Source organism: Burkholderia sp. ABCPW 14 (assembly GCF_001523835.1).
Lineage (GTDB): Bacteria > Pseudomonadota > Gammaproteobacteria > Burkholderiales > Burkholderiaceae > Burkholderia > Burkholderia mayonis.
On the sequence record NZ_LOVS01000009.1, the window covers coordinates 96171 to 117115 of the forward strand.

The following is a 20945-nucleotide window of genomic DNA, read 5'->3' on the forward strand; positions in this document are numbered from 1 at the left end:
TCGCACAAGGAATCGCTATGGACTACGCAACTCTCAAAGTCATCTGGTGGCTGCTCGTCGGCATACTGCTCATCGGCTTCGCGCTGACGGACGGCTTCGACATGGGCGCGGCCGCGCTGCTGCCGTTCCTCGGCAAGACCGACGACGAGCGCCGCATCATCGTGAACACCGTCGGCGCGACCTGGGAGGGCAACCAGGTCTGGCTCATCACCGCGGGCGGCGCGATGTTCGCCGCCTGGCCGCTCGTCTACGCCGCGTCGTTCTCCGGCTTCTATTTCGCGATGCTGCTCGTGCTGTTCGCGCTGTTCTTCCGGCCCGTCGGCTTCGACTACCGCAGCAAGCGCGACGACCCGCGCTGGCGCACGAGCTGGGATTGGGCGCTCTTCGTCGGCGGCTTCGTGCCCGCGCTCGTATTCGGCGTCGCGTTCGGCAATCTGCTGCAGGGCGTGCCGTTCGCGTTCGACACCGACTTGCGCGTCACCTATCACGGCAGCTTCTGGGCGCTCCTGAATCCGTTCGCGCTGGTCTGCGGGCTCGTGAGCCTGACGATGCTCGTCGCGCACGGCGCCGCGTTCGTCAAGATGAAGACGGACGGCGTGATCGCGAAGCGCGCGTCGATCGCGCTGCGCGTATCGTCGCTCGTCGCGGTCGTGCTGTTCGTGCTCGCGGGCGTGCTGATCGCGTCGTTCATCGGCGGCTTCCAGATCACGCAGGCGGCGCCCGTCGACACCGTCGCGAACCCGCTCCTCAAGCAGGTTTCAGCGGCCCCGGGCCTGTGGCTCGTGAACTACGGCCTGTATCCGTGGACGATCGCCGCGCCGATCGTCGGCATCGCGGGCGGTGTGCTCGCGATGCTGCTCGCGGGCTCGAAGCTGGAGAAGACCGCGTTCATCTGCACGGGCCTCATGATCACCGGCGTGATCCTGACGGCGGGCTTCTCGATGTTCCCGTTCATCATGCCGTCGTCGCTCGATCCGAAGAGCAGCCTCACGGTCTGGGATTCGACGTCGAGCCGGCTGACGCTCCAGGTGATGCTCGCCGCCGTGATCGTGTTCCTGCCGATCATCCTGCTCTACACGGGCTGGGTGTACCGCGTGCTGCGCGGCAAGGTCACGTCGCGCGCGCTCGAGGAAAACCGGCACTCGATGTATTGACGTTCGGCTGGCCGCCGCGTGCTCGGCACGACGCAGCCGGTTCTTGGCAAGATTCGGAAGGAGTCAGATCATGTGGTACTTCAGTTGGATACTCGGCATCGGCGTCGCGCTCGCGTTCGGCATCATCAATGCGATGTGGCTCGAAGCTCGGCAAAAGCGCGATGCGTAACGGCGGCGCGCGCGTCGGGCCGATCTAGCGCTGCGCCGGTTCGGCAGCGGATGCGAGCGGTCGTCGTCGTTCGCTGGTTCGCTGGTTCGCTGGTTCGCTGGTTCGTTCGTCTGTTCCGGGCTCGAGACGCGCGATTCAATGCCGCATGACAAAGCCCTCGACACGCGCGAGGGCTTTTTGTTTTTGCCTCGTGCGTGAGCGGGCTCGGTTTCGCGCGTAGCCATCGCGGATCAGCGGCGGCGCGCCGGACGGACGACGCTTTCGTTTTCGTCGCACCTGACGCCCGCGTCGATGCAATGCCGTTGATTTCGGCGTATCGCTCGCAGCCCGTTTCGCGGAAGATGAACGGCGCGCCGCGCCGCCGATCCACGTCGCTTCCGTCTTCCGCTTTCGCTCGCCCCTCCCCCGCCGGCTTCTTTCGTCGCCGCTCGCTTGCCGCGGCCGCGACTTCTCGGCGCTCATCTTCACCCTCCGCCTTCGCTGAACGCGTCGCCCACCCACCGCATCGCTCAATCCCCTTTTTGCAAAATCCAATGCCAATCCGATTCCATATTGATACCACTTGAATACCAATCGAAGGTTTCATAAGATCTTTCACACAGCCGCTCACAGGCCGCATCCACATCGGTGGAGGAGCCATGAAGGATCCCCGTTTGGCCGGCATTGTCGCTTCCAGCGCAATCGACGCAACCGGCACACACCGCTTCCGCTCGCACCGTGCCTCGATGACTCGACCTGAACGTTCGCGGGTGGCTCATCCCGCAGCGTCGACGAATCGCGCCGCGCGGCCCGCTCGTTTCACGCCCGATGCCTTCGGCATCGACATCGGCATCGGCATCACGGCAGGCTTCGCCTTCGCTCGCATGGCCGCGCGCCGCTCATGAACACACCCGCGCCCGCGCGCCGCCGCCCCGACCGACACGACCGCCCCGAATCCGACCCGTGACGCGCGACCGCGCGCGCGAACACACGCTTCGTCCTTCCTTTCGCCCGCGCGCGGCCCCCGAGCCTTCACCCGCAGCTTCCTTGAAAGACCCGATCGCAGCGACGTAATCCCACGGCGTCGTATCGCCGTTTTTTTCCAAGGAATTCCCATGAATCGAATCTCGCATTCCCTGTGCGCCGCGTTGCTGGCCGCGGCGGCGCTAGTGCCTGCGGCATCGCGCGCGCAGTTGCCCGCGCCGGCAACCGCGGCCGCGACGGCCGCACGGCCGTCCACCTCGCCCACCTCGCCCACCTCGCCCACCTCGCCCGCCTCGCCTGCCGAGCTCGCCGCGCTGCTGTCGAACGGCCTCGCGGTGCGCGTGTCCGTCGACAACAATCATGCGGCGTCGGCAGGCGTGCCATGCGCCGACCTCGGCGCCGACTGGGCGAGCTGCGCGACGGGCCGCCTGATCCTGCAGAACCGCGGCCACCCGCAGATCACCGACGGCGGCTGGCGGCTGTATCTGCACAGCATTCGACGGATTCTCAGGATCGATCGCCCCGGCTTCACGCTGCGCCATCTGACGGGCGATCTGTACGAGCTGACGCCGCAGCCCGGCACGATCAAGCTCGCGCAAGGCGAGCGGATCGAGTTGCCGTTCGTCGCCGAATACTGGCTGCGCCGCTACAGCGACGTGATTCCGCGCCCGTACGTCGTCGTCGACGGCGCGCCGCCCGCGGTGCTCCGCTACGACGACACCGACGACGAGCTTCGCTACGTCGAGACGCTGCCCGCCGACGCGCAGAGCAACTCGCCCGGCAATGCGCCGCCCGTCGCCGCGCAACCGGTCGCGAGCCGCGCGCTGCCGAGCGTGAAGCGGCAACGCGCGCTGCCCGGCGCGCTCGATATGCGCGGCGTCGATCTGACGCTGCCGGAGCTCTCGTCCGCGCAGGTCGCGGCGTTGCGCGATCGCGCGGGCACGCTCGGCCTCGACGGCGCGGGCGTGCCCGTCTGGGGCGTCGTCGCGCCGCGACGGCTGCCCGCCGACATCGCGGTGCCGGGCGGCTATCGGCTCGCGATCGGGCCACGCGGCGCGTTCGTCGAAGGCTACGATCGCGCCGGTCTGTACCACGGCGTGCAGACGCTCTTCTCGCTCGCGCCGGCGGGCGGCGGGACCGTGCCGGCGATGCTCGTCGAGGACGCGCCGCGCTTCCCCCATCGCGGGATGCACGTCGATCTCGCGCGCAACTTCAAGCAGCCGGCGACGCTGCGCCGCCTGATCGACCAGATGAGCGCGTACAAGCTCAACCGGCTGCACCTGCATCTGTCCGACGACGAGGGCTGGCGCATCGAGATTCCGGGCCTGCCGGAGCTGACCGACATCGGCTCGCGCCGCTGCCACGATCCGAGCGAAACGCGCTGCCTGCTGCCGCAGCTCGGCTCCGGGCCGGACAATCGCTCGGGCGGCGGCTATCTGGCGCGCGACGACTATATCGCGCTGCTGCGCTACGCGGCCGATCGCTTCGTCGAAGTGATTCCCGAGATCGACATGCCCGCGCACTCGCGCGCGGCCGTCGTGTCGATGGAGGCGCGCTATCGCCGCCTGCACGCGGCGGGCCGCGAGCAGGAAGCGAACGCGTATCGTCTGCTCGATCCGCAGGACACGTCGAACCTGCTGACGGTCCAGTTCTACGACCGGCGCAGCGATCTGAACCCGTGCCTGCCGGGCGCGCTCAACTTCGCGTCGAAGGTGATCCGCGATATCGCGTCGATGCACGCGGACGCGCAAGCGCCGCTGCGCATCTGGCATTTCGGCGGCGACGAGGCCAAGAACATCCTGCTCGGCGCGGGCTTCCAGCCGCTCGACGGCGCCGATCCGGGCAAGGGCCGCGTCGATCTCGCCGCGCAGGACAAGCCGTGGGCGCGCTCGCCCGCCTGCACCGCGCTGCTGCAGCGTGGAGAAATCAAGTCGATCGACGAGCTGCCGACGCGCTTCGCGAAGCAGGTCAGCGCCGTCGTGAACGCGAACGGGATCGGCACGATGGCCGCGTGGCAGGACGGCATCAAGCACGCGAACGGACCTCAGGACTTCAGCACGCGCAGCGTGATGGTGTCGCTGTGGGACACCATCTTCTGGGGCGCATCCGACAGCGCGCGCGACCTGAGCGCGAAGGGCTACAGGACGGTGCTCGCGCTGCCCGACTACCTGTACTTCGATTTCCCGTACACGCGCAATCCGCGCGAGCGCGGCTACTACTGGGGATCGCAGGCGACCGACGAGTACAAGGTGTTTTCGCTCGCGCCGGAGAACCTGCCGCAGAACGCCGAGGTGTTCGGCGATCGAGACGGCAATCCGTTCGAGGTGACGAGCGCGGGCGCGACGCCGCGCATCGAGGGCATCCAGGGGCAGGCGTGGGGCGAAGTGATGCGCAACGGGCAGTTGCTCGAATACATGGTGTATCCGCGCCTCCTCGCGCTCGCCGAGCGCGCGTGGCACCGGGCCGATTGGGAGCTGCCGTATGCGGCCGGCGTGCGCTACAAGCTCGGCGACACGCATCACGTCGACACGGCGGCGCTCGAACGCGACTGGGCGGGCTTCGCGACCGTGCTCAAGCAGCGCGAATTGCCGAAGCTCGAACGCGCGGGCATCGGGTATCGCAAGCCGACGTTCATGCTGACGGGCGAGTGATCGGCGAGCCGGGCGACGCGTTTCGTGCGCGTCGCCCGGCTCGTTCAATTTCAATGCGGGGGCGAGCGGCACTCGATCGAGCGGCAGATGTCCGGTTCGGACGCATGCGTCGCTCGCGGCTTCGCGAGACCCATGGCGGCGCGGCTTCATCGATGGGCCATCTGCCCGGCACGCCGCGACGCTCGATCGGGGCGCCGCCCGTGCGGCGAATGATCGGCTCGACCAACCTCGTCGCGCCTGATTTGACGAAGCGCGCGCTGCGAGCCATTCATTGCGTCGCCGACACGACCGCGGAAACGATGCAGACGTGCCCCGATGCCGATCGGCGCGGCGTCATGTCGAGTGCTATTGCCGCTCCCGATCGTCGCTTTCGTCGTGCGACAGGCGCCGCGCTCGCATCCGGAATCGGGTTTCGCCGCTTCGATCCGGCACGCGGCCGCCTTCTCGCTTGCCTTCTCGCTTGCCTTCTCGCTCGCCGCTTCGCAAGTCGCCACGCCGAATCGCACATCGACGCGCAATGTCTCGCGCATCGTGCAAGCCACCTTCGGCACGCCGGCGATCCACGATGTCGCGCGGCCAAGACGGCAGAAAGCCGCGACGCCGCCCGCGTGCCGTTTCCCTTGCCGTTCGCCTTCCGCAACGCGAAGACCGCCCACGCCGATCGCCGAGCCAAAGAAAAACGGCTTGCGACAATCGCAAGCCGTTTCCCGTTTGTCGATCGAAGCCGAACCCGCCGCGCGGATTCGGCCGACCCATGTCGCGTCAGGCCGGCTGAGCCGCCGCGCCGCCGTCCGTCGACGGCAGACGCGCCGCGAGCTGCTGCGCGTAGCGCGGCGCCGCCGGACCGCAGACGATGTGGAACGTGTCGCTCGACACCCACGCGACGTCGAGCGTCGCGAGGCGCTGACGATCGACCGCCGACGGATCGCGCACGACGATGCGCAGCCGCGTCGCCGCAACCGCGTCGAGCGACGCGACGTTCGTCGCGCCGCCGAACACCGCGAGCCAGCGCGTCGGTTCCGGATCGAGCGGCCCGGCCTGCGAGCCCGCGGCCGATGCCGCCGCCACAGATGCGGCCGGCGCGGCCGCAGCCGTAGACGCAGCCGTAGAGCCAGCGCCAGCCGGCGCGGACGCCGCCGCGCCGCTGCCGAGCGTCGCGCGAATCTCGTCGGCGATGATGTCCGCCTCCGGCCCGATGATCACCTGCACGCTGCTTCCGCCGCGCTTCAGCACGCCGCGCGCGCCGATCGTGCGCAGATCCGCTTCGGACACCTTGTTCGGATCGACGACGGACAGACGCAGACGCGTCGTGCACGCATCGACGACCGACAGGTTCGCCGCGCCGCCGAGCGCCGCGATGTAGCGCTGCGCGCGCGGCACGGACGCGCCGGCCGCCGGCGCGACGAAGCCGCCCGACGCGAACGACTGCACTTGCGCGTCGGTGCCGGCCGGCTCGCGGCCCGGCGTCGCCATGTTGAACTTGCGGATGAAGAAGCGGAACAGGCCGTAGTACGCGACGCCGTACGCGAGGCCGAGCGGGATCGCAATCCAGCCCTTCGTCGCCAGCCCGTAGTTCAGCACGTAGTCGATCGCGCCCGCCGAGAACGTAAAGCCGAGCTTCACGCCGAGCATCTGGCAGATCGCGAGCGAAAGCCCCGTCAGCACCGCGTGGATCACGTAGAGCACCGGCGCGAGGAACATGAAGCTGAACTCGATCGGCTCGGTCACGCCCGTCAGGAGCGACGTGAGCGCCATCGAGAACAGCAGGCCGCCGACGACCGCGCGGCGCTCCTTCGGCGCTTCATGAAACATCGCGAGGCACGCGGCCGGCAGGCCGAACATCATGATCGGGAAGAAGCCCGCCATGAAGCCGCCCGCGGTCGGGTCGCCCGCGAAGAAGCGGTGCAGGTCGCCCGTCACCGCCGCGCCGCCCGCTGCCGGCGTGAACGTGCCGAACACGAACCAGACGAGCGAATTGATGATGTGGTGCAGCCCCGTGACGAGCAGCAGGCGATTCAGGAACCCGTAGACGAACGTGCCGATCGCGCCCGCCGTCAGCAGCCACTGGCCGACCGCGTCGATCGCGTGCTGCACCGGCTGCCACACGTAGCCGAACACGATCCCGAGCACGACGCACGCGAGCCCCGTGATGATCGGCACGAAGCGCTTGCCGCCGAAGAACGCGAGGTAGTCGGGCAGCTTGATGTCCTTGTAGCGGTTGTACAGGAGCCCCGCGACGACGCCCGCGATGATCCCCGACAGCACGCCCATGTTCAGCTTCGGATCGATGTCCTTCATGATCGCGACTTCGATCAGATAGCCGATCGCACCCGCGAGCGCCGCGACGCCGTTGTTGTCCTTCGCGAAGCCGACCGCGACGCCGATCGCGAACAGCAGCGGCAGGTTGTCGAAGATCGCGCCGCCGGCGTCGGCGATCATCTTGATGTTGAGCACGTCCTGCTGCCCGAGGCGCAGCAGGATGCCCGCCACCGGCAGCACCGCGATCGGCAGCATCAGCGCCCGACCGAGGCTTTGTATTTTCAGAAACGGGTTCCCGTCCATTCGATCCTCCAATCCTTATTGTGTCTCGTCGTTGAATAATTGATCAGCCATGTGGGTTGAAACCGAAACGCACGCGATTCGCCTGACGCCGGACGCTCTTCAGTCCGCCGGCCAGATCTCGCGGCTTGCTGCCCTCACCGCCTGCGCCGATTCGAGCGCGAGCAGGTCCTGCGCGCGCTGCCGGCACAGCTGGTAATCGAGACGGCGCACCTGCGCCTTGATGCCCGGCACCGACACCGGGTCCACCGACAATTCCGTCACGCCGAGGCCGACCAAGACCGGCACCGCGACCGGGTCGCCGCCCAGCGCGCCGCACACGCCGACCCACTTGCCGTGCTTCTCGGCGCCGCGCACCGTTGCGTCGACGAGCCGCAGCACGGCGGGATGCAGGCCGTCCGCGAGCGCCGCGAGATCCGCCTGGCAGCGGTCCATCGCGAGCGTGTATTGCGTGAGATCGTTCGTGCCGATCGACAGGAAGTCCGCGTGCTTCGCGAGTTGATCGGCGAGGAGCGCGGCCGACGGCACCTCGATCATCACGCCCACTTCGACGGGCTCCGCGCGGCCCATCGCGCGCGCGAAGTCGTCGATGCGCTTGCGGATGCGCACGAGCTCGCCGACGTCCGTCACCATCGGCAGCAGGATCCGCACCGAGCCGTACGGCTGCACCGCGAGGAGGCCCTGCAACTGATCGTCGAGCAGATCCGGGCGCACCTGCGCGAGACGGATGCCGCGCAGGCCGAGCGCCGGGTTCGGTTCGGGCGGCAGCGTCAGATAGTCGACTTCCTTGTCCGCGCCGACGTCGAGCGTGCGGATGATCGCCGTGCGCCCTTGCAGCGCGTCGACGATCGATTGATAGCTCTGCCGATGTTCGGACGTCGTGGGCGCGGCCTGCCGGTGGATGAACATCAGCTCGGTGCGCAGCAGGCCGATCGCGTCGGCGCCGTTGTCGACCGCGACGCGCGCGTCGTCGAGCGTCGCGATGTTCGCGGCGACTTCGATCTTGTGGCCGTCGCGCGTCACCGCGGCTTCGCTCGACACGCGCCGGTTCGCTTCGCGCACGCCCGCGAGACGCTCCCGTTCGAGGCGCGCGCGCTCGACGTCGAGCGCGGTCGGCGCGTATTCGAGGCGGCCCGCGCTCGCATCGACGACGACTTGCGTGCGCTCGGGAATCGCATACAGCGCATCGCCGACCGCGACGAGCGCCGGGATGCCGAGCTGGCGCGCGATGATCGCCGCATGCGACGTCGCGCCGCCGCGCGCCATCACGAGCGCCTGCACGCGCTCGCGATCGAGCGACGACAGATCGGACGGCGTGAATTCCTCCGCCGCGAGCACCGCTTCGGCGGGCAGCTCGTGCGCGGTCGCGCTCGCGTAGCCGAGCGCGCGCAGCACGCGCTTGTCGATGTCGCGCAGATCGGCCGCGCGCTCGGCGAGGAGCGCGTCGTCGACGTCGGACAGCACGGCGGTCTGCGCGCGAATCGTCTCGCGCCACGCGTGGCCCGCGCTCTTGCCGAGGCTGATCAAGTCGCGCGCGGCGTCGACGAGCGCCGGGTCTTCGAGCAGCACGCGGTGCACGGCGAAGATCCCCGCTTCGCCGATCGCGCCGCGCTGCGACGCTTCGCGCACCGTCGTCTCGAGCTCCGCGTCGACGGCGGCGAGCGCGCGGTCGAGCAGGCGGCTCTCGGCCGCCGGCGTGCCGCTCGCGAGTTCGGGCGGCGCGATGTCCGCGTTGTCCCAGCGCACGAGCGCGCCGACCGCGATGCCGGGCGCCGCGCACACGCCCGCGAGCGTGTTCGGATCGAGCGGCGCGAGCCCCGCCGCCGCGACGACGGGCGCCGGAGACACGATGCGCGCCGGCGTCTCTTCGGCCTCGCCGTGCGCTTCGCGCAGCAGCTCGTGCGCGACGAGCTCGATCGCCTGCGCGGCGTCGCGGCCCGTCGCAACGAGCTCGATCGCCGCGTGCTCGCCCGCGCCCAGGCCGAGCAGGCCGACGACGCTCTGCAGCGCCGCCTTGCGTCCCTCGAAATGCACTTCGACGTGCGCGTCGAGCCCGCGCGCCGCTTCGCGCGCGCGCGCGGCAGGCCGTGCATGCAGGCCGCCCGGCTGCGTGAGCGTGATCGACTTGCGCACCTCGGCCGCGGCGCTCGCGCCGCCGCCGGCCGCGCCCGCGCCCGCGACGGCGCCCGCCGCCGCGCCGCGCGCGCGCAGCTTGAGCAGCGGCGTCTCGCCCGCCTTCGCGACGCCCGCGCCCGCGCGCTCGACGACTTCGAACGCATCCGAATTCGCGATCGCGATCACCGACACGAGGCTGTGCGCGGCGCGCGCGATCGAATCCTGATCGAATTCGATCAGCAGATCGCCCGCCGCGACGCGCGCGCCTTGCGCGACCTTCGCCGCGAAGCCGAGCCCGTTCAGCTCGACCGTGTCGATGCCGATGTGCAGCAGGATCTCCGCGCCGCCGTCGGCCGCGATCGTCACCGCGTGGCCGGTGCGCGCGACGTGCGACACGATGCCCGCGCACGGCGCGACGAGCCGGCCTTCGAGCGGGTCGATGCCGATGCCGTCGCCGAACATGCCGCCCGAGAACACAGGATCGGGCACGTCGGCGAGCGGCACGACGGGTCCCGTCAACGGAGCGACCAGCACGGTCTGGTCGTGGGATGCTTGCTTCAACTGTGACTCCTCGGCACGTCTCATGGCTGTCTCGTCTAGTCGGTGATCGTCAGTGCGTTTCGGTGACTTTGTGCAGATGGCGCGGCGCGTCGGGATCGCGGCCGCGTGCGACGGCGAGCTCGGCTGCCATCACGTAGAACGAAAGGATGGCGGCAATCGGATCGAGCGCCGGATGCGCGGTGCGCGCAAGCGGCAGCGTCGCATCGGGCGTGCCCGCGGGCGCGGCGAGCAAAACGCGCGCGCCGCGTGCGCGCATGTCGCGCGCGAGCTGCAGGAGGCCCTCCTGCTCCGGCCCGGGCGGCGCGAACACGAGAAGCGGATAGTCGCGGTCGATCAGCTCCATCGGGCCGTGCCGCACTTCGGCGCTCGAGAACGCCTCGGCCTGGATGCCCGACGTCTCCTTCAGCTTGAGCGCCGCCTCCTGCGCGATCGCGAGGCCGAGCCCGCGGCCGATCACGATCATCCGCTCGACGTCGCGCAGTTCTTCGACAGCGGACGACCAATTGAGCCTGCCCGCCTGATCGAGCGCGTCGGGCAGGCTGCGCAGCGCGGAGACGAGCGCGGCGTCGCGCTGCCAGAACGCGACGAGCTGCGCGGACAGCGACAGCATCGCGATATAGCTCTTCGTCGCGGCGACCGACAGCTCGGGGCCGGCGAGGAGCGGCAATGGGTGCTCGCACGCGTCGGCGAGCGGCGACGGCAGCACGTTGACGGCGGCGACCGTCAGCGCGCCGGCTTCGCGCAGCGCGGTCATCGTGTTGACGAGGTCCGGGCTCTTGCCCGATTGCGAGAACGCGAGCGCGAGCTGGCCCTGCACCTTGAGGGGCGCCTGCTGCAGCGTCGCGACCGACATCGGCAGCGACGCGACGGGCACGCCGAGACGGCTCATCGTCAGGCTCGCGAAATAGCTCGCCGCGTGATCGGAGCTGCCGCGCGCGACGGTCAGCGCGACCTGCGGCGCGTTCGCGGCGAGATGGAGCGCGAGCGCCTCGACGCGGCGCGTGTCCGCGAGTTGCGCGGCGACGACGCGCGCCGACTCGCGCGCCTCGTTAAGCATATTCGACAATCGATTCTCCTTCGACGAAGGTTGCAGTCAGATTCAGTTCGCGATCGAACACGGCGAGATCGGCCCACGCGCCGCGCTCGATGCGGCCGCGATCGGCAACACCGAGATAGTCGGCCGCGTAGCGCGACATCCGGTTCGACACGTCGGCGATCGGCAGGCCGAGCGACACGAGATTGCGCAGCGCCTGGTCCATCGTCAGCGTGCTGCCGGCGAGCGTGCCGTCGGCGAGGCGCACGCCGCCCAGGCACTTCGTCACGCGCTGGCTGCCGAGCCGGTACTCGCCGTCGGGCATGCCCGTCGCCGACGTGCTGTCGGTCACGACGTACAGACGCGGAATCGCGCGCAGCGCGGCGCGGATCGCGCCCGGATGCACGTGCAGCAGGTCGGGGATGATCTCCGCGTATTCGGCGTGCGCGAGCGCCGCGCCGACGATGCCCGGATTGCGGTGATGCAGCGGCGACATCGCGTTGAACAGGTGCGTGAAGCCGCACGCGCCGTGCTTGAGCGCGGCGACCGCGTCGTCGTACGTGCCGAGCGAGTGACCGAGCTGCACCCGCACGCCGCGCGCGGCCATCTCCGAAATGATCTCGATGTGGCCGGAAATCTCCGGCGCGAGCGTGACGACGCGGATCGGCGCGATCGACAGATACTTCAGCACCTCGTCGAGCACCGCGGAAACCGCCGCGTCCGGCTGCGCGCCGAGCTTGCCGGGATTGATGTACGGGCCTTCGAGATGCACGCCGAGCACGCGCGAGCCGCCCGGCGTGCGCACGCGCGCGACGTCGCCGAGATCCGCGACGACGCGCATCAACTCGTCGCGCGGCGCCGTCATTGTCGTCGCGAGCAGGCTCGTCGTGCCGTAGCGCGCGTGCGTGCGCGCGATCGTCTCGATCGCATCGCCGCCTTCCATCACGTCGGCGCCGCCCGCGCCGTGCACGTGCAGATCGATGAAGCCGGGCAGCACGTATTGCGCGTCGTTCCTCGACGGATCCGTCGCGTCGCCCGACAGCGCGGTGATCCGGCCGTTCTCGAACTCGAGCGTGCCGTGGATCCAGCCTTCGGAGGTGAGTATGTTTCCGGTCAGCATGACGTTCTCTGATATCTGGTGATGCGTATTGGGTCGGTACTGCGTACTGCTGCGAGAGGGCTTGCGGGTCGTCCGGGCTGCCGCCGACAGTCTGTCGTGTCAGCGTTTCAGCTCGGCGACGAAATCGTAATAGTCGTCACGGCAATAGGTTTCGGTCGTCTCGATCGCGCGCCGGTCGGCGCCGTAACCGATCCGCGTGATGACGAGCAGCGCGGCGCCCGGCGCGATGCCGAGCCACTGCGCGACGTCGGTCGGCGCGTTCACCGCGCGAAACCGCTGCGACGCGCGCACCACTTCGAGGCCGCGCGACTGCAGGTAGCTGTACAGCGACCCTTCGAGCACCTGCGGCTCGGGCACGCAGGTCGCGGGCAGCGTCGAGCGCTCGTACGCCATCACGATGCCGTCCGCGCGCCGCAGCCGTTCGAGGCGCGCGACCGTCGCGCCGGGCGAAAGGCCGAAGCGCGCGATTTCGTCGCGGCGCGCGGCGCGCAGGCTGCGCGCGAGCCACACCGAATCGGGTGCGAACCCGCGCTGGCGCATCTTCGCCGAGAACCCGACGAGCCTCGACAGCGGATCGGCGACGCGCGGCGTGATGAAGCTGCCCGCGCCGCGCACGCGGCGAATGAGGCCCTGCTCGACGAGGAGCGCGAGCGCGCGGCGCGCGGTGATCCGCGACACGCCGGCCGCCGACGACAAGCCGCGCTCGGACGGCAGCGCCTCGCCGGCGCACCATGTGCCGCCGTGAATCGCGCCGGCGAGATTGCGGGCGAGCTGCAGGTAGAGCGGGGTGTCGCTGCGGGCGTCCGGCGCCAGCGCCGACCAGCCGATGTCCATAGGTCTCCGGGTGCGAAAACGGGTAGGCCTCGTCCGAAAGCGAGGCCATTATATAACCAAAATAATACCAGTCAATTTGATCTAAATCGGTACGTCAAATCGCCGGAGAGCGTTGTCAGCCAACGGTTCCGGTGCACCGAAGCCCTTTATTTACAGCACGTTACGAGATAGGTATTTACCCGAACGCCGAAAACCGGGCGTCGGACGAACGCACCGGAGCAGACGGCATTTGACGGAATAGAGACTGAAATAGAGACCGAAATAGCACCAGTGCTGCGCACTGGTATGCACCGGTCCGCATCAATGGAATTCGCGGCTCTCGGTCCGCAAGCCGGCGATGAGCGGCGTCAGATCCTCGAGATATTGCGCGACCAGGTGCCGGACGTCGCTCTCGCACTGCCAGACGCCCGACACCGCGAGCAGCCGCGAATCGAGCGTCTCGCGCCGCTGCCGCGCGAGCAGCTCCGGCCGGACGATCACGTTCACGCAGCCCGTCTCGTCCTCCAGCGTGACGAACAGCACGCCCTTCGCGGTGCCCGGCATCTGCCGTGCGGTCACGAGCCCGCACGCGCGCGCGAGCTGACCGTTGCGGCGATCGCGCAGCGCAGCGGCGGACGACAGCCGCCGCACGTCGAGCTCGGGCCGCAGCAGCGCGACCGGATGCCGGTTCAGCGTGAGGCCGATCGTGTGATAGTCGGCGAGGACGTCGTCGGCCTCGGACGGCGCGCCGAGCTCGGGCTTCACCGCTTCGTCGATCGGCGCGGCGGCGAGCAGATCGCGCTCCGGCACCGCGGCGACTGCCTGCCACAGCGCGTCGCGGCGGTGACCGGCGAGCGCCGCGAACGCGTTCGCGGCGGCGAGCGCTTCGAGATCGCGGCGCTCGAGGCGCGCGCGGCGCGCAAGCTCGTCGACGCCCGCAAACGGCCCGGCCGCACGCGCCGCCTCGATCCGCCGCGCGGCGTCCTCGCCCAGGCCGCGCACGAGCGACAGGCCGAGCCGCACCGCCGGCTGCCCGTCGGGCGGCATCTCGCCGGGCTGCGTTTCGAGCGACGCGTCCCAGCCGCTTGTCGTCGCGTCGATCGGCAGCACCGTCACGCCGTGGCGCTTCGCGTCCTGCACGAGCTGCGCGGGCGGATAGAAACCCATCGGCTGGCTGTTCAGCAACGCGGCGACGAAGATCGCCGGCTCGTGGCACTTGAGCCAGCTGCTCGCGTAGACGAGATGCGCGAAGCTCGCCGCATGGCTCTCCGGAAAGCCGTATTCACCGAAGCCCTTGATCTGCTCGAAGATCTGCTCGGCGAATTCGGGCGGATAGTCGCGCTCGCGCATGCCGTCGACGATCTTGCGCCGATACTGCTCGAGATTGCCCTTGCGCTTCCACGCGGCCATCGCGCGGCGCAGCGCGTCGGCCTCGCCGGGCGTGAAGCCCGCGGCGATGATCGCGATCTGCATCACCTGCTCCTGGAAGATCGGCACGCCGCGCGTGCGCTCGAGCGCCGGCTTCAGGTCGTCCTTCGGATACGTGACGGGCTCGAGGCCCTGCCGCCGCTTCAGGTACGGATGCACGGCGCCGCCCTGGATCGGCCCCGGCCGCACGATCGCGACTTCGATCACGAGATCGTAATAGTCGCGCGGCCGCAGGCGCGGCAGCATCGACATCTGCGCGCGCGATTCGATCTGGAACACGCCGACCGTGTCGGCGCGGCAGATCATGTCGTACGTCGCCGCGTCGTCCTGCGGGATGCTCTGCATCCCGAACGGCTTGCCGTCCCGCTTGCCGCGCCACGCCGTGACCATGTCGAACGCGCGATGCAGCGCGGACAGCATGCCGAGCGCGAGCACGTCGACCTTCATCAGCCCGAGCGCCTCCAGGTCGTCCTTGTCCCACTGGATCACGCGCCGCCCTTCCATCGCCGCGTTCTCGACCGGCACGAGCCGCGTGAGCTTGCCGCGGCTGATCACGAAGCCGCCCGAATGCTGCGACAGATGGCGCGGAAAGCCAAGCAGCCGCGCGGCGAGCCCGGCCCACGCGCGAATCAGCGGCGTGTCCGGATCGAGCCCGACCGACTCGAAGCGCGCGAGCAGATCGCGGCTGCCGTCGAACCAGCGATGCTCCTTCGCGACCCGTTCGACGAGCATCGGATCGACGCCGAGCGCCTTGCCGGTCTCGCGCAGCGCGCCGCGCGGGCGATAAGTCGACACGGCAGCGGCGAGCGCCGCGCGGTCGTGGCCGTATTTTTCGTAGAGATACTGAATGACCTCCTCGCGGCGCTGATGCTCGAAGTCGACGTCGATGTCGGGCGGCTCGCCGCGTTCGCGGCTGATGAAGCGCTCGAACAGCAGCGAGCTCTTTTCCGGATGCACTTCGGTCACGCCGAGGCAAAAGCAGACGACGGAGTTCGCGGCCGACCCGCGCCCCTGGCACAGGATGTCGCGGCTGCGCGCATATTGGACGATGTCGTAGACCGTCAGAAAATACGGCTCGTATTTCAGCTCGGCGATCAGTTCGAGCTCGTACCGGATTCTCTCCTGCACCGTGTCCGGCACGCCGTGCGGATAGCGCTTGCGCGCGCCCGCCCAGGTTTCCCGCCGCAGGTAGCTCGTCGGCGTATGGCCTTCGGGCACGAGCTCGCGCGGATATTCGTAGCGCAGTTCGTCGAGCGAGAAGTCGCACGCGTCGAGTATCCGGCACGTCTCCGCGATCGCCTCGGGCGGAAACAGCTGCGCGATCCGCTGACGCATGCGCAGGTGCTGCTCCGCGTTCGGCGCGAGCGCATAGCCGCATTCGGCGATCGGCGCCCCGAGCCGGATCGCCGTCATCGCATCCTGCAGCGGCTTGCACGAGCGCGCGTGCATCGTCACGTCGCCGAGCGCGACGATGCGCATCCCGCGCCGCTCGCCCGCCGCCCGGATCTCCTCGCGATGCGCGCCGTCGAGCGCGCGCTGCAGTTGCACGAGCCCGAGCCGCGCGCGTTCGCCGAACAGTGCATCGAACCACGCGAGTTGCGCATCGAGCATGTCGGCGCGCGCCGGATACGTCGGCACGAGAATCGCAAAGCAGTCGGGCACGCCGCGCAGATGCGCGAATTTCGACGGCGGCGCGGCCAGCATCCGCGGCGTGAGCCGGTAGGTGCCCTTCGGCGCGTCCATCCGCCGCCACGAAATCAGCTCGGACAAGTTGCCGTAGCCTTCGCGATTCCGCGCGAGCAGCACGAGGCCGAATGCGCCGGGGCCCGGATCGTGGCCCGGCGCGACGTCGTCCGGCGTCACGCCGAAGTACGCGCCGACGACGAGCGGCAGCCCTTTCGCGTTCGCCGCGACGTGCATGCGCGGCGCGCCGGCAAGCGAGCATTCGTCGGTGATCGCGATGCCGCGATAGCCGTGCGCCTTCGCGTGCTCGACGAGCTCGTCCGCCGACGACGCGCCGTGCAGGAACGAGAAATTCGACCGGCAGAACAGCTCCGCGTAGTCGGGCAGGATCTTGGATGCCGCGTCCATGCCGCTCACCCGAACAGGCCGTGCAGGAACCAGCACTGCCCCGCCGCGCCGCTGCCGCGCTCCTGGTAGACCCAGTAGCACGCGCCGTCGTCGTCCTGCGCGACGCGATAGTCGCGCGCGACGAGCTGGCCGTCGAACCAGCCCGCCTCGATCCGCTCGATCGACGACACGAACTTGAGCGGCGTGCGATAGACCGGCCAGTTCTCGCGCATCACGAGCGGCAGCGGCTCCGCGAGCAGCCACGCGGGACGCGGCGGCGCGACGGGCGGCGCAGCCGGCTTGCCAGCCGGCGCGTCGAGCGGCAGCCAGCGGTTCGCCGCCTCGGGCCGGTGATCGGCGACGGGCGCCGCGCGCAGCACGTTGTCCGCGCCGAGCCGCGCGGTCAGGAGCTCGACGAGCCGTGCGCGCGCCTCGCGGGTGCCGCCCGGCTCGGGGAACAGATCGTCGGCGGGCGGCGCGACCGATTCGACGCGCGTGACGGTCAGGCGCACCGCGATCACCGCGGCGGGCAACGTGACGCGCGCGAGCCGCTCGCCGAGAACGCGCATGAAGTGCGTCTCGTCGCGCGCGGGCTCGGCGAACGCGAGCTCGAGCGACGTCGGCGGCACCGCCTGGCGGCCGCGCTCGTGCTCGAGCGCAAACGTCATCGCCGACAGCGACAGGTGCCGCGCGGCGAGCCAGCCGCATAGCTGCACGACGAGCCGCCGCGCGACGAACAGCACCGCCTCCGCATATTCGACGCGCTCCGGCAATTCGAGCCGCGCGTCGAACACGGGCGGCACCGGCATCCATGCGAGCGGCTCCGCGACGTCGCCGTACGCGCGATCGAGCGCGGCAACGAGCGCTGGACCGCAGCGGCGCGTGAGCCCCGCGCGCGGCAGGCGGCGCAGGTCGGCGAGCGTGCGGCAGCCGAGGCCGTCGAACCAGCCGGCGTACGGGCGCGCGTCGGGCAGCAGCTCGCACGGCAGCGCATCGAGCGCGCGCACGAGCGACGCCGTCCGCACGATCCGCCGCCGCGTGCGCGGCCGGCCCGGTGCGCGCGCGAGCAGCCACGCGCCGCGCCCGGTCGGCGCGGCGGCAAGACGCGCCGCGTAGCCGAACATGGTGAGCGTCGCGCGCACCTGCCGGCACAGCGACGGCAGGCCGCCGAACAGCCGCAGGCTCGCGCCGACGTCGACGACGAGCGTCGCTTCGTCGTCGAGCGCGACGCACGGCGAGAAGCGCAAGAGCGCGAGCGCGACCGCGCGCAGCGCATCAGCCTCGCGCGCCGGATCGCGCTCGACGAGCCGCGTGCCGGGCGCGAGCGTCAGCACGCCGCCGCGCTTCATGCCGGCGCGCACGCCGTGCGCGCGCGCGGCCGCGTCGGCGACCAGCACGACGCCCTGTTCGAGCACCGCACAGCCGCCGCCGCCGTCAGGCGACGACGGCACGCACACGTCGAGCGGCAGGCGCGGCAGATGGATGCCGAGCAAGACGCGCATAACGGCTCTCCACGATGGGCGACGGCAACTCGAGCGGAAGCGGCTCGCCGTGCGCCGGCCCGCGGCGCTTGACGATCTCGACCGACACGCCGCCCGGCGACGGATGCAGCGCGACACGCAGCACCGCGGGCGACGGCTGCCGCGCGGCCGCAAGCGGCCGGAACATCACGAACAGCGTGTCGCCCGCGCGCGCGGCGGCGAGATGCAGGCGGCGCAACGCATCGGCGCGCGTATTCTGCTGCCACAGCAGGAGCGCGCCGCAGCAGCCGGTCTTGAGCGCCTGCTCGGCCGCCCACAGCGCATCCGCGCCGCTGTCCGCGCGCAGCCACAGCAGCGCGTCGAGCGGCACGCCGAGGCCGGTGAACGCGCACGCATGCGGCGATTGCGGCGGCGCGACGAACGCGAGCGGCCGCCGTGCGCTGCCGGTCGCAGCAAGCGCGGGCGCGAGCACGCGCATCTCGCCGCAGCCCGCGTGCGGCACGAGCAGTTCGACGAGCCCGCCGACCGGCCAGCCGCCCCCCGGCAGCTCGGCCGACAGCGCCGCATGACCGGTGTCGACCGTGCGCGGGCCGCCGCGCGCGAGCTGGGAGCCGCGCCAGAGCGACGGATGCAGCGATTCGAGGGAAAGGGAGGAGGCGGACATCGCGTTGCCGATAACTGTATATTTGTACAGTATATGGCAACGCCTCCGCGACGCACAGCAACCGATGCGAAACCGGCCTTTCGTCAGAGGATAGGGTGGAAAAATCGAATCGGAGCCCGCGGAGCGCTACGGCAACGAGCCTCCGCTGTCCCGCTCCAGACAGCCGCAGGACAGCCGCTCGGAATTGCCCGCATCGGCAAGCCGCGACGCTCGTTCGCACGAAGTCGCGGCGGCCGGAAACGCTAAATCCCCGCCGCCGCACCGATCGAAACGAAACCGCCGCGCCCGAAACCCGAGAACGGACGGCTCGCCCCGCGTCGCGCACGCCGCCGCCTCCCTTTCGCCGCCCCGAACGCCGCGCGCAACGCCGCCGCGCCCCATCCCGCCGCCGAACGTCAGCCGAGCAGCAACGCGTCGTCGTCGAGCTTCTCGTGCCGCGTCTTCTCGAACAGCTTCAGCAGATCGGGCACGTCGAGCCCGCGGCGCTCGTCGCCGGACACGTCGAGCACCACCTGCCCCTGATGCAGCATCACCGTGCGATCGCCGTAATCGAGCGCCTGCCGCATGCTGTGCGTGACCATCATCGTCGTCAGCTTGCTCTCGGCGACGATTCGCGCCGTCAGCTCCAGCACGAACGCGGCCGTCTTCGGATCGAGCGCGGCCGTGTGCTCGTCGAGCAGCAGGATCCGCGACGGCTGCAGCGACGCCATCAGAAGGCTCACCGCCTGCCGCTGCCCGCCCGACAACAGGCCGATGCGGTCGGTGAGCCGATTCTCGAGCCCGAGATTCAACAGCCTCAGCTTGTCGCGGAACAGCTCGCGCGACGCGCGGTTCAGCGCCGGCCGAAAACCGCGCCGCGCGCCGCGCGCCATCGCGAGCGACATGTTCTCCTCGATCGTCAGCGCTTCGCAGGTGCCCGCCATCGGGTCCTGGAACACGCGCGCGACGAGCGGCGCGCGGCCCCACGCGGGCTTGCGCGTGACGTCGACGCCGTCGATCGTGATTCGCCCCGAATCGACCGGCTGATCGCCGCTCACCGCGTTCAGGAACGTCGATTTGCCGGCGCCGTTCGAGCCGATGACCGTGACGAACTGGCCGTTCGGGATGCCGAGCGACAGCCCTCGCAGCGCGCGCGTCTCGATCGGCGTGCCGGGGTTGAACGTGAGCTTCAGGTCTTGTGCGGACAGCATTTACGCCCCTCCCGTCTTGCGGGCGAATAGCTTCTTGCGCGTCGCGGGCAGCACGAGCGCGACCGTCACGAGCACGGCCGTCACGAGGTTCAGGTCCTGCGCCTTCAGGCCGATGAACTCGCCGTTGAGCGCGAGCGCGATGAAGAAACGATAGAGAATCGCGCCGAGCACGACGGCGAGCGTCGTGAGGAAGAGCCGCCGCGCGGGCAGCAGCGTCTCGCCGATGATCACGGCGGCGAGCCCGATCACGATCGTGCCGATCCCCATCGAGATGTCCGAGCCGCCCTGCGTCTGCGCGAACAGCGCGCCCGCGAGCGCGACGAGCGCGTTCGACAGCGCCATGCCGGCGAGCGTCGCGCGGCCGGTGGCGACGCCCTGCGCGCGCGCCATCCGCGGATTCGCGCCCGTCGCGCGCATCGCGAGCCCCAGTTGCGACGAGAAGAACCAGTCGAGCCCGAGCTTCGCGATCACGACGACGACGCACAACAGCGCCGGCCGCAGCACGTAGTCGGGCATCCAGTCGGGCTGCAGCACCGTGAAGAGCGTGGGCTCGGTGATGAGCGGCACGTTCGGCCGCCCCATGATCCGCAGGTTCACCGAATAGAGCGCGATCATCATCAGGATGCTCGCGAGCAGATCCATGATCTTCAGGCGCACGTTGAGCCAGCCGGTGACGAAGCCCGCGCACGCGCCCGCGGCGATCGCGACGAGCGTCGACGTGAACGGATCGTGGCCCGCGGAGATCAGCGTCGCGGCGACCGCGCCGCCGAGCGGAAAGCTGCCGTCGACGGTCAGATCGGGAAAGTTGAGGATGCGAAACGAGATCAGCACCCCGAGGGCGACGAGGCTGAAGATGAGGCCGATCTCCAGCGCGCCCAGAAGAGAAAAAAGAGACATGGTGGGGAAATCCTGTTGCAGCGTGCTAGGCGGGACGGGACGGCGCGTGGCGGCGCGCGAGACGCGCGGCGGCGGCG

At 70.1% G+C, this 20945-nt stretch carries 15 protein-coding genes; 4 read left to right on the plus strand and 11 right to left on the minus strand.

Annotated elements, in window-relative coordinates; all coding sequences use genetic code 11:
• The first annotated feature begins 17 nt into the window (after window positions 1–17).
• Together cydB and cydX are read left to right on the plus strand one after the other, a co-directional pair.
• Entirely contained in the window at window positions 18–1154 is a 1137-nt protein-coding gene (gene cydB / locus WS62_RS02290; RefSeq protein ID WP_066495412.1) for a cytochrome d ubiquinol oxidase subunit II, read from the plus strand.
• Between the two features lie 70 nt (window positions 1155–1224).
• Window positions 1225–1323, plus strand: coding sequence for a cytochrome bd-I oxidase subunit CydX (gene cydX, locus WS62_RS02295; protein ID WP_004550904.1), 99 nt, complete (start codon window positions 1225–1227; stop codon window positions 1321–1323).
• Window positions 1324–1458: 135 nt separating this feature from the next.
• Here cydX and WS62_RS35800 read toward each other — a convergent pair whose 3' ends face one another.
• A complete protein-coding gene (locus WS62_RS35800; RefSeq protein ID WP_156440835.1) occupies window positions 1459–1785 on the minus strand; it encodes a hypothetical protein in 327 nt (108 codons plus the stop codon).
• Between the two features lie 176 nt (window positions 1786–1961).
• Here WS62_RS35800 and WS62_RS35805 point away from each other — a divergent pair, with 176 nt between their 5' ends.
• Window positions 1962–2207 (plus strand): hypothetical protein, encoded by a 246-nt coding sequence (locus tag WS62_RS35805; RefSeq protein ID WP_156440836.1) that lies wholly within the window; start codon window positions 1962–1964, stop codon window positions 2205–2207.
• A gap of 210 nt (window positions 2208–2417) precedes the next feature.
• Window positions 2418–4937, plus strand: a complete 2520-nt coding sequence (locus WS62_RS02300) for a family 20 glycosylhydrolase (protein ID WP_066567173.1) — start codon at window positions 2418–2420, stop codon at window positions 4935–4937.
• Between the two features lie 762 nt (window positions 4938–5699).
• On the opposite strand, the gene nagE is transcribed toward WS62_RS02300, so the two are convergent.
• From nagE to WS62_RS02355, 10 genes are all read right to left on the minus strand, one after another.
• Window positions 5700–7499: an N-acetylglucosamine-specific PTS transporter subunit IIBC gene (nagE, locus tag WS62_RS02310; RefSeq protein WP_066567177.1), complete on the minus strand. Its 1800-nt coding sequence runs from the start codon at window positions 7497–7499 to the stop codon at window positions 5700–5702.
• A 99-nt stretch (window positions 7500–7598) separates the two neighbouring features.
• Window positions 7599–10196 carry a phosphoenolpyruvate--protein phosphotransferase gene (ptsP, locus tag WS62_RS02315; protein ID WP_066567178.1) on the minus strand — a complete coding sequence of 866 codons (2598 nt, stop codon included), beginning with the start codon at window positions 10194–10196 and terminating at the stop codon, window positions 7599–7601.
• Window positions 10197–10221: 25 nt separating this feature from the next.
• Window positions 10222–11229: an SIS domain-containing protein gene (locus WS62_RS02320; protein WP_066567181.1), complete on the minus strand. Its 1008-nt coding sequence runs from the start codon at window positions 11227–11229 to the stop codon at window positions 10222–10224.
• On the minus strand, window positions 11222–12325 hold the full coding sequence (gene nagA, locus WS62_RS02325) for an N-acetylglucosamine-6-phosphate deacetylase (protein WP_066567184.1): 1104 nt from the start codon (window positions 12323–12325) through the stop codon (window positions 11222–11224). The genes WS62_RS02320 and nagA overlap by 8 nt, the downstream gene beginning before the upstream one ends.
• Before the next feature lie 99 nt (window positions 12326–12424).
• Window positions 12425–13159: a GntR family transcriptional regulator gene (locus WS62_RS02330; protein WP_066495434.1), complete on the minus strand. Its 735-nt coding sequence runs from the start codon at window positions 13157–13159 to the stop codon at window positions 12425–12427.
• A gap of 300 nt (window positions 13160–13459) precedes the next feature.
• Window positions 13460–16657 (minus strand): error-prone DNA polymerase, encoded by a 3198-nt coding sequence (locus tag WS62_RS02335; RefSeq protein WP_066567186.1) that lies wholly within the window; start codon window positions 16655–16657, stop codon window positions 13460–13462.
• Between the two features lie 5 nt (window positions 16658–16662).
• On the minus strand, window positions 16663–18138 hold the full coding sequence (locus WS62_RS02340) for a Y-family DNA polymerase (RefSeq protein ID WP_066567189.1): 1476 nt from the start codon (window positions 18136–18138) through the stop codon (window positions 16663–16665).
• Complete coding sequence (gene imuA, locus WS62_RS02345; RefSeq protein WP_066567191.1) at window positions 18071–18781, minus strand: translesion DNA synthesis-associated protein ImuA; 711 nt, start codon at window positions 18779–18781, stop codon at window positions 18071–18073. The genes WS62_RS02340 and imuA overlap by 68 nt, the downstream gene beginning before the upstream one ends.
• A 395-nt stretch (window positions 18782–19176) precedes the next feature.
• Entirely contained in the window at window positions 19177–19971 is a 795-nt protein-coding gene (locus WS62_RS02350; protein WP_066567194.1) for an ABC transporter ATP-binding protein, read from the minus strand.
• Window positions 19972–20868, minus strand: coding sequence for an ABC transporter permease (locus WS62_RS02355; protein ID WP_066567196.1), 897 nt, complete (start codon window positions 20866–20868; stop codon window positions 19972–19974).
• Window positions 20869–20945 lie beyond the last annotated feature (77 nt).

Coding starts and splice junctions, on each gene's coding strand:
- cydB (WP_066495412.1), top strand. CDS start 18: ATGGACTACGCAACTCTCAAAGTCATCTGGTGGCTGCTCGTCGGCATA.
- imuA (WP_066567191.1), bottom strand. CDS start 18,781: ATGTCCGCCTCCTCCCTTTCCCTCGAATCGCTGCATCCGTCGCTCTGG.
- WS62_RS02300 (WP_066567173.1), top strand. CDS start 2,418: ATGAATCGAATCTCGCATTCCCTGTGCGCCGCGTTGCTGGCCGCGGCG.
- WS62_RS35800 (WP_156440835.1), bottom strand. CDS start 1,785: ATGAGCGCCGAGAAGTCGCGGCCGCGGCAAGCGAGCGGCGACGAAAGA.
- nagA (WP_066567184.1), bottom strand. CDS start 12,325: ATGCTGACCGGAAACATACTCACCTCCGAAGGCTGGATCCACGGCACG.
- WS62_RS02330 (WP_066495434.1), bottom strand. CDS start 13,159: ATGGACATCGGCTGGTCGGCGCTGGCGCCGGACGCCCGCAGCGACACC.
- WS62_RS35805 (WP_156440836.1), top strand. CDS start 1,962: ATGAAGGATCCCCGTTTGGCCGGCATTGTCGCTTCCAGCGCAATCGAC.
- WS62_RS02340 (WP_066567189.1), bottom strand. CDS start 18,138: ATGCGCGTCTTGCTCGGCATCCATCTGCCGCGCCTGCCGCTCGACGTG.
- nagE (WP_066567177.1), bottom strand. CDS start 7,499: ATGGACGGGAACCCGTTTCTGAAAATACAAAGCCTCGGTCGGGCGCTG.
- WS62_RS02350 (WP_066567194.1), bottom strand. CDS start 19,971: ATGCTGTCCGCACAAGACCTGAAGCTCACGTTCAACCCCGGCACGCCG.
- WS62_RS02320 (WP_066567181.1), bottom strand. CDS start 11,229: ATGCTTAACGAGGCGCGCGAGTCGGCGCGCGTCGTCGCCGCGCAACTC.
- WS62_RS02355 (WP_066567196.1), bottom strand. CDS start 20,868: ATGTCTCTTTTTTCTCTTCTGGGCGCGCTGGAGATCGGCCTCATCTTC.
- ptsP (WP_066567178.1), bottom strand. CDS start 10,196: ATGAGACGTGCCGAGGAGTCACAGTTGAAGCAAGCATCCCACGACCAG.
- cydX (WP_004550904.1), top strand. CDS start 1,225: ATGTGGTACTTCAGTTGGATACTCGGCATCGGCGTCGCGCTCGCGTTC.
- WS62_RS02335 (WP_066567186.1), bottom strand. CDS start 16,657: ATGGACGCGGCATCCAAGATCCTGCCCGACTACGCGGAGCTGTTCTGC.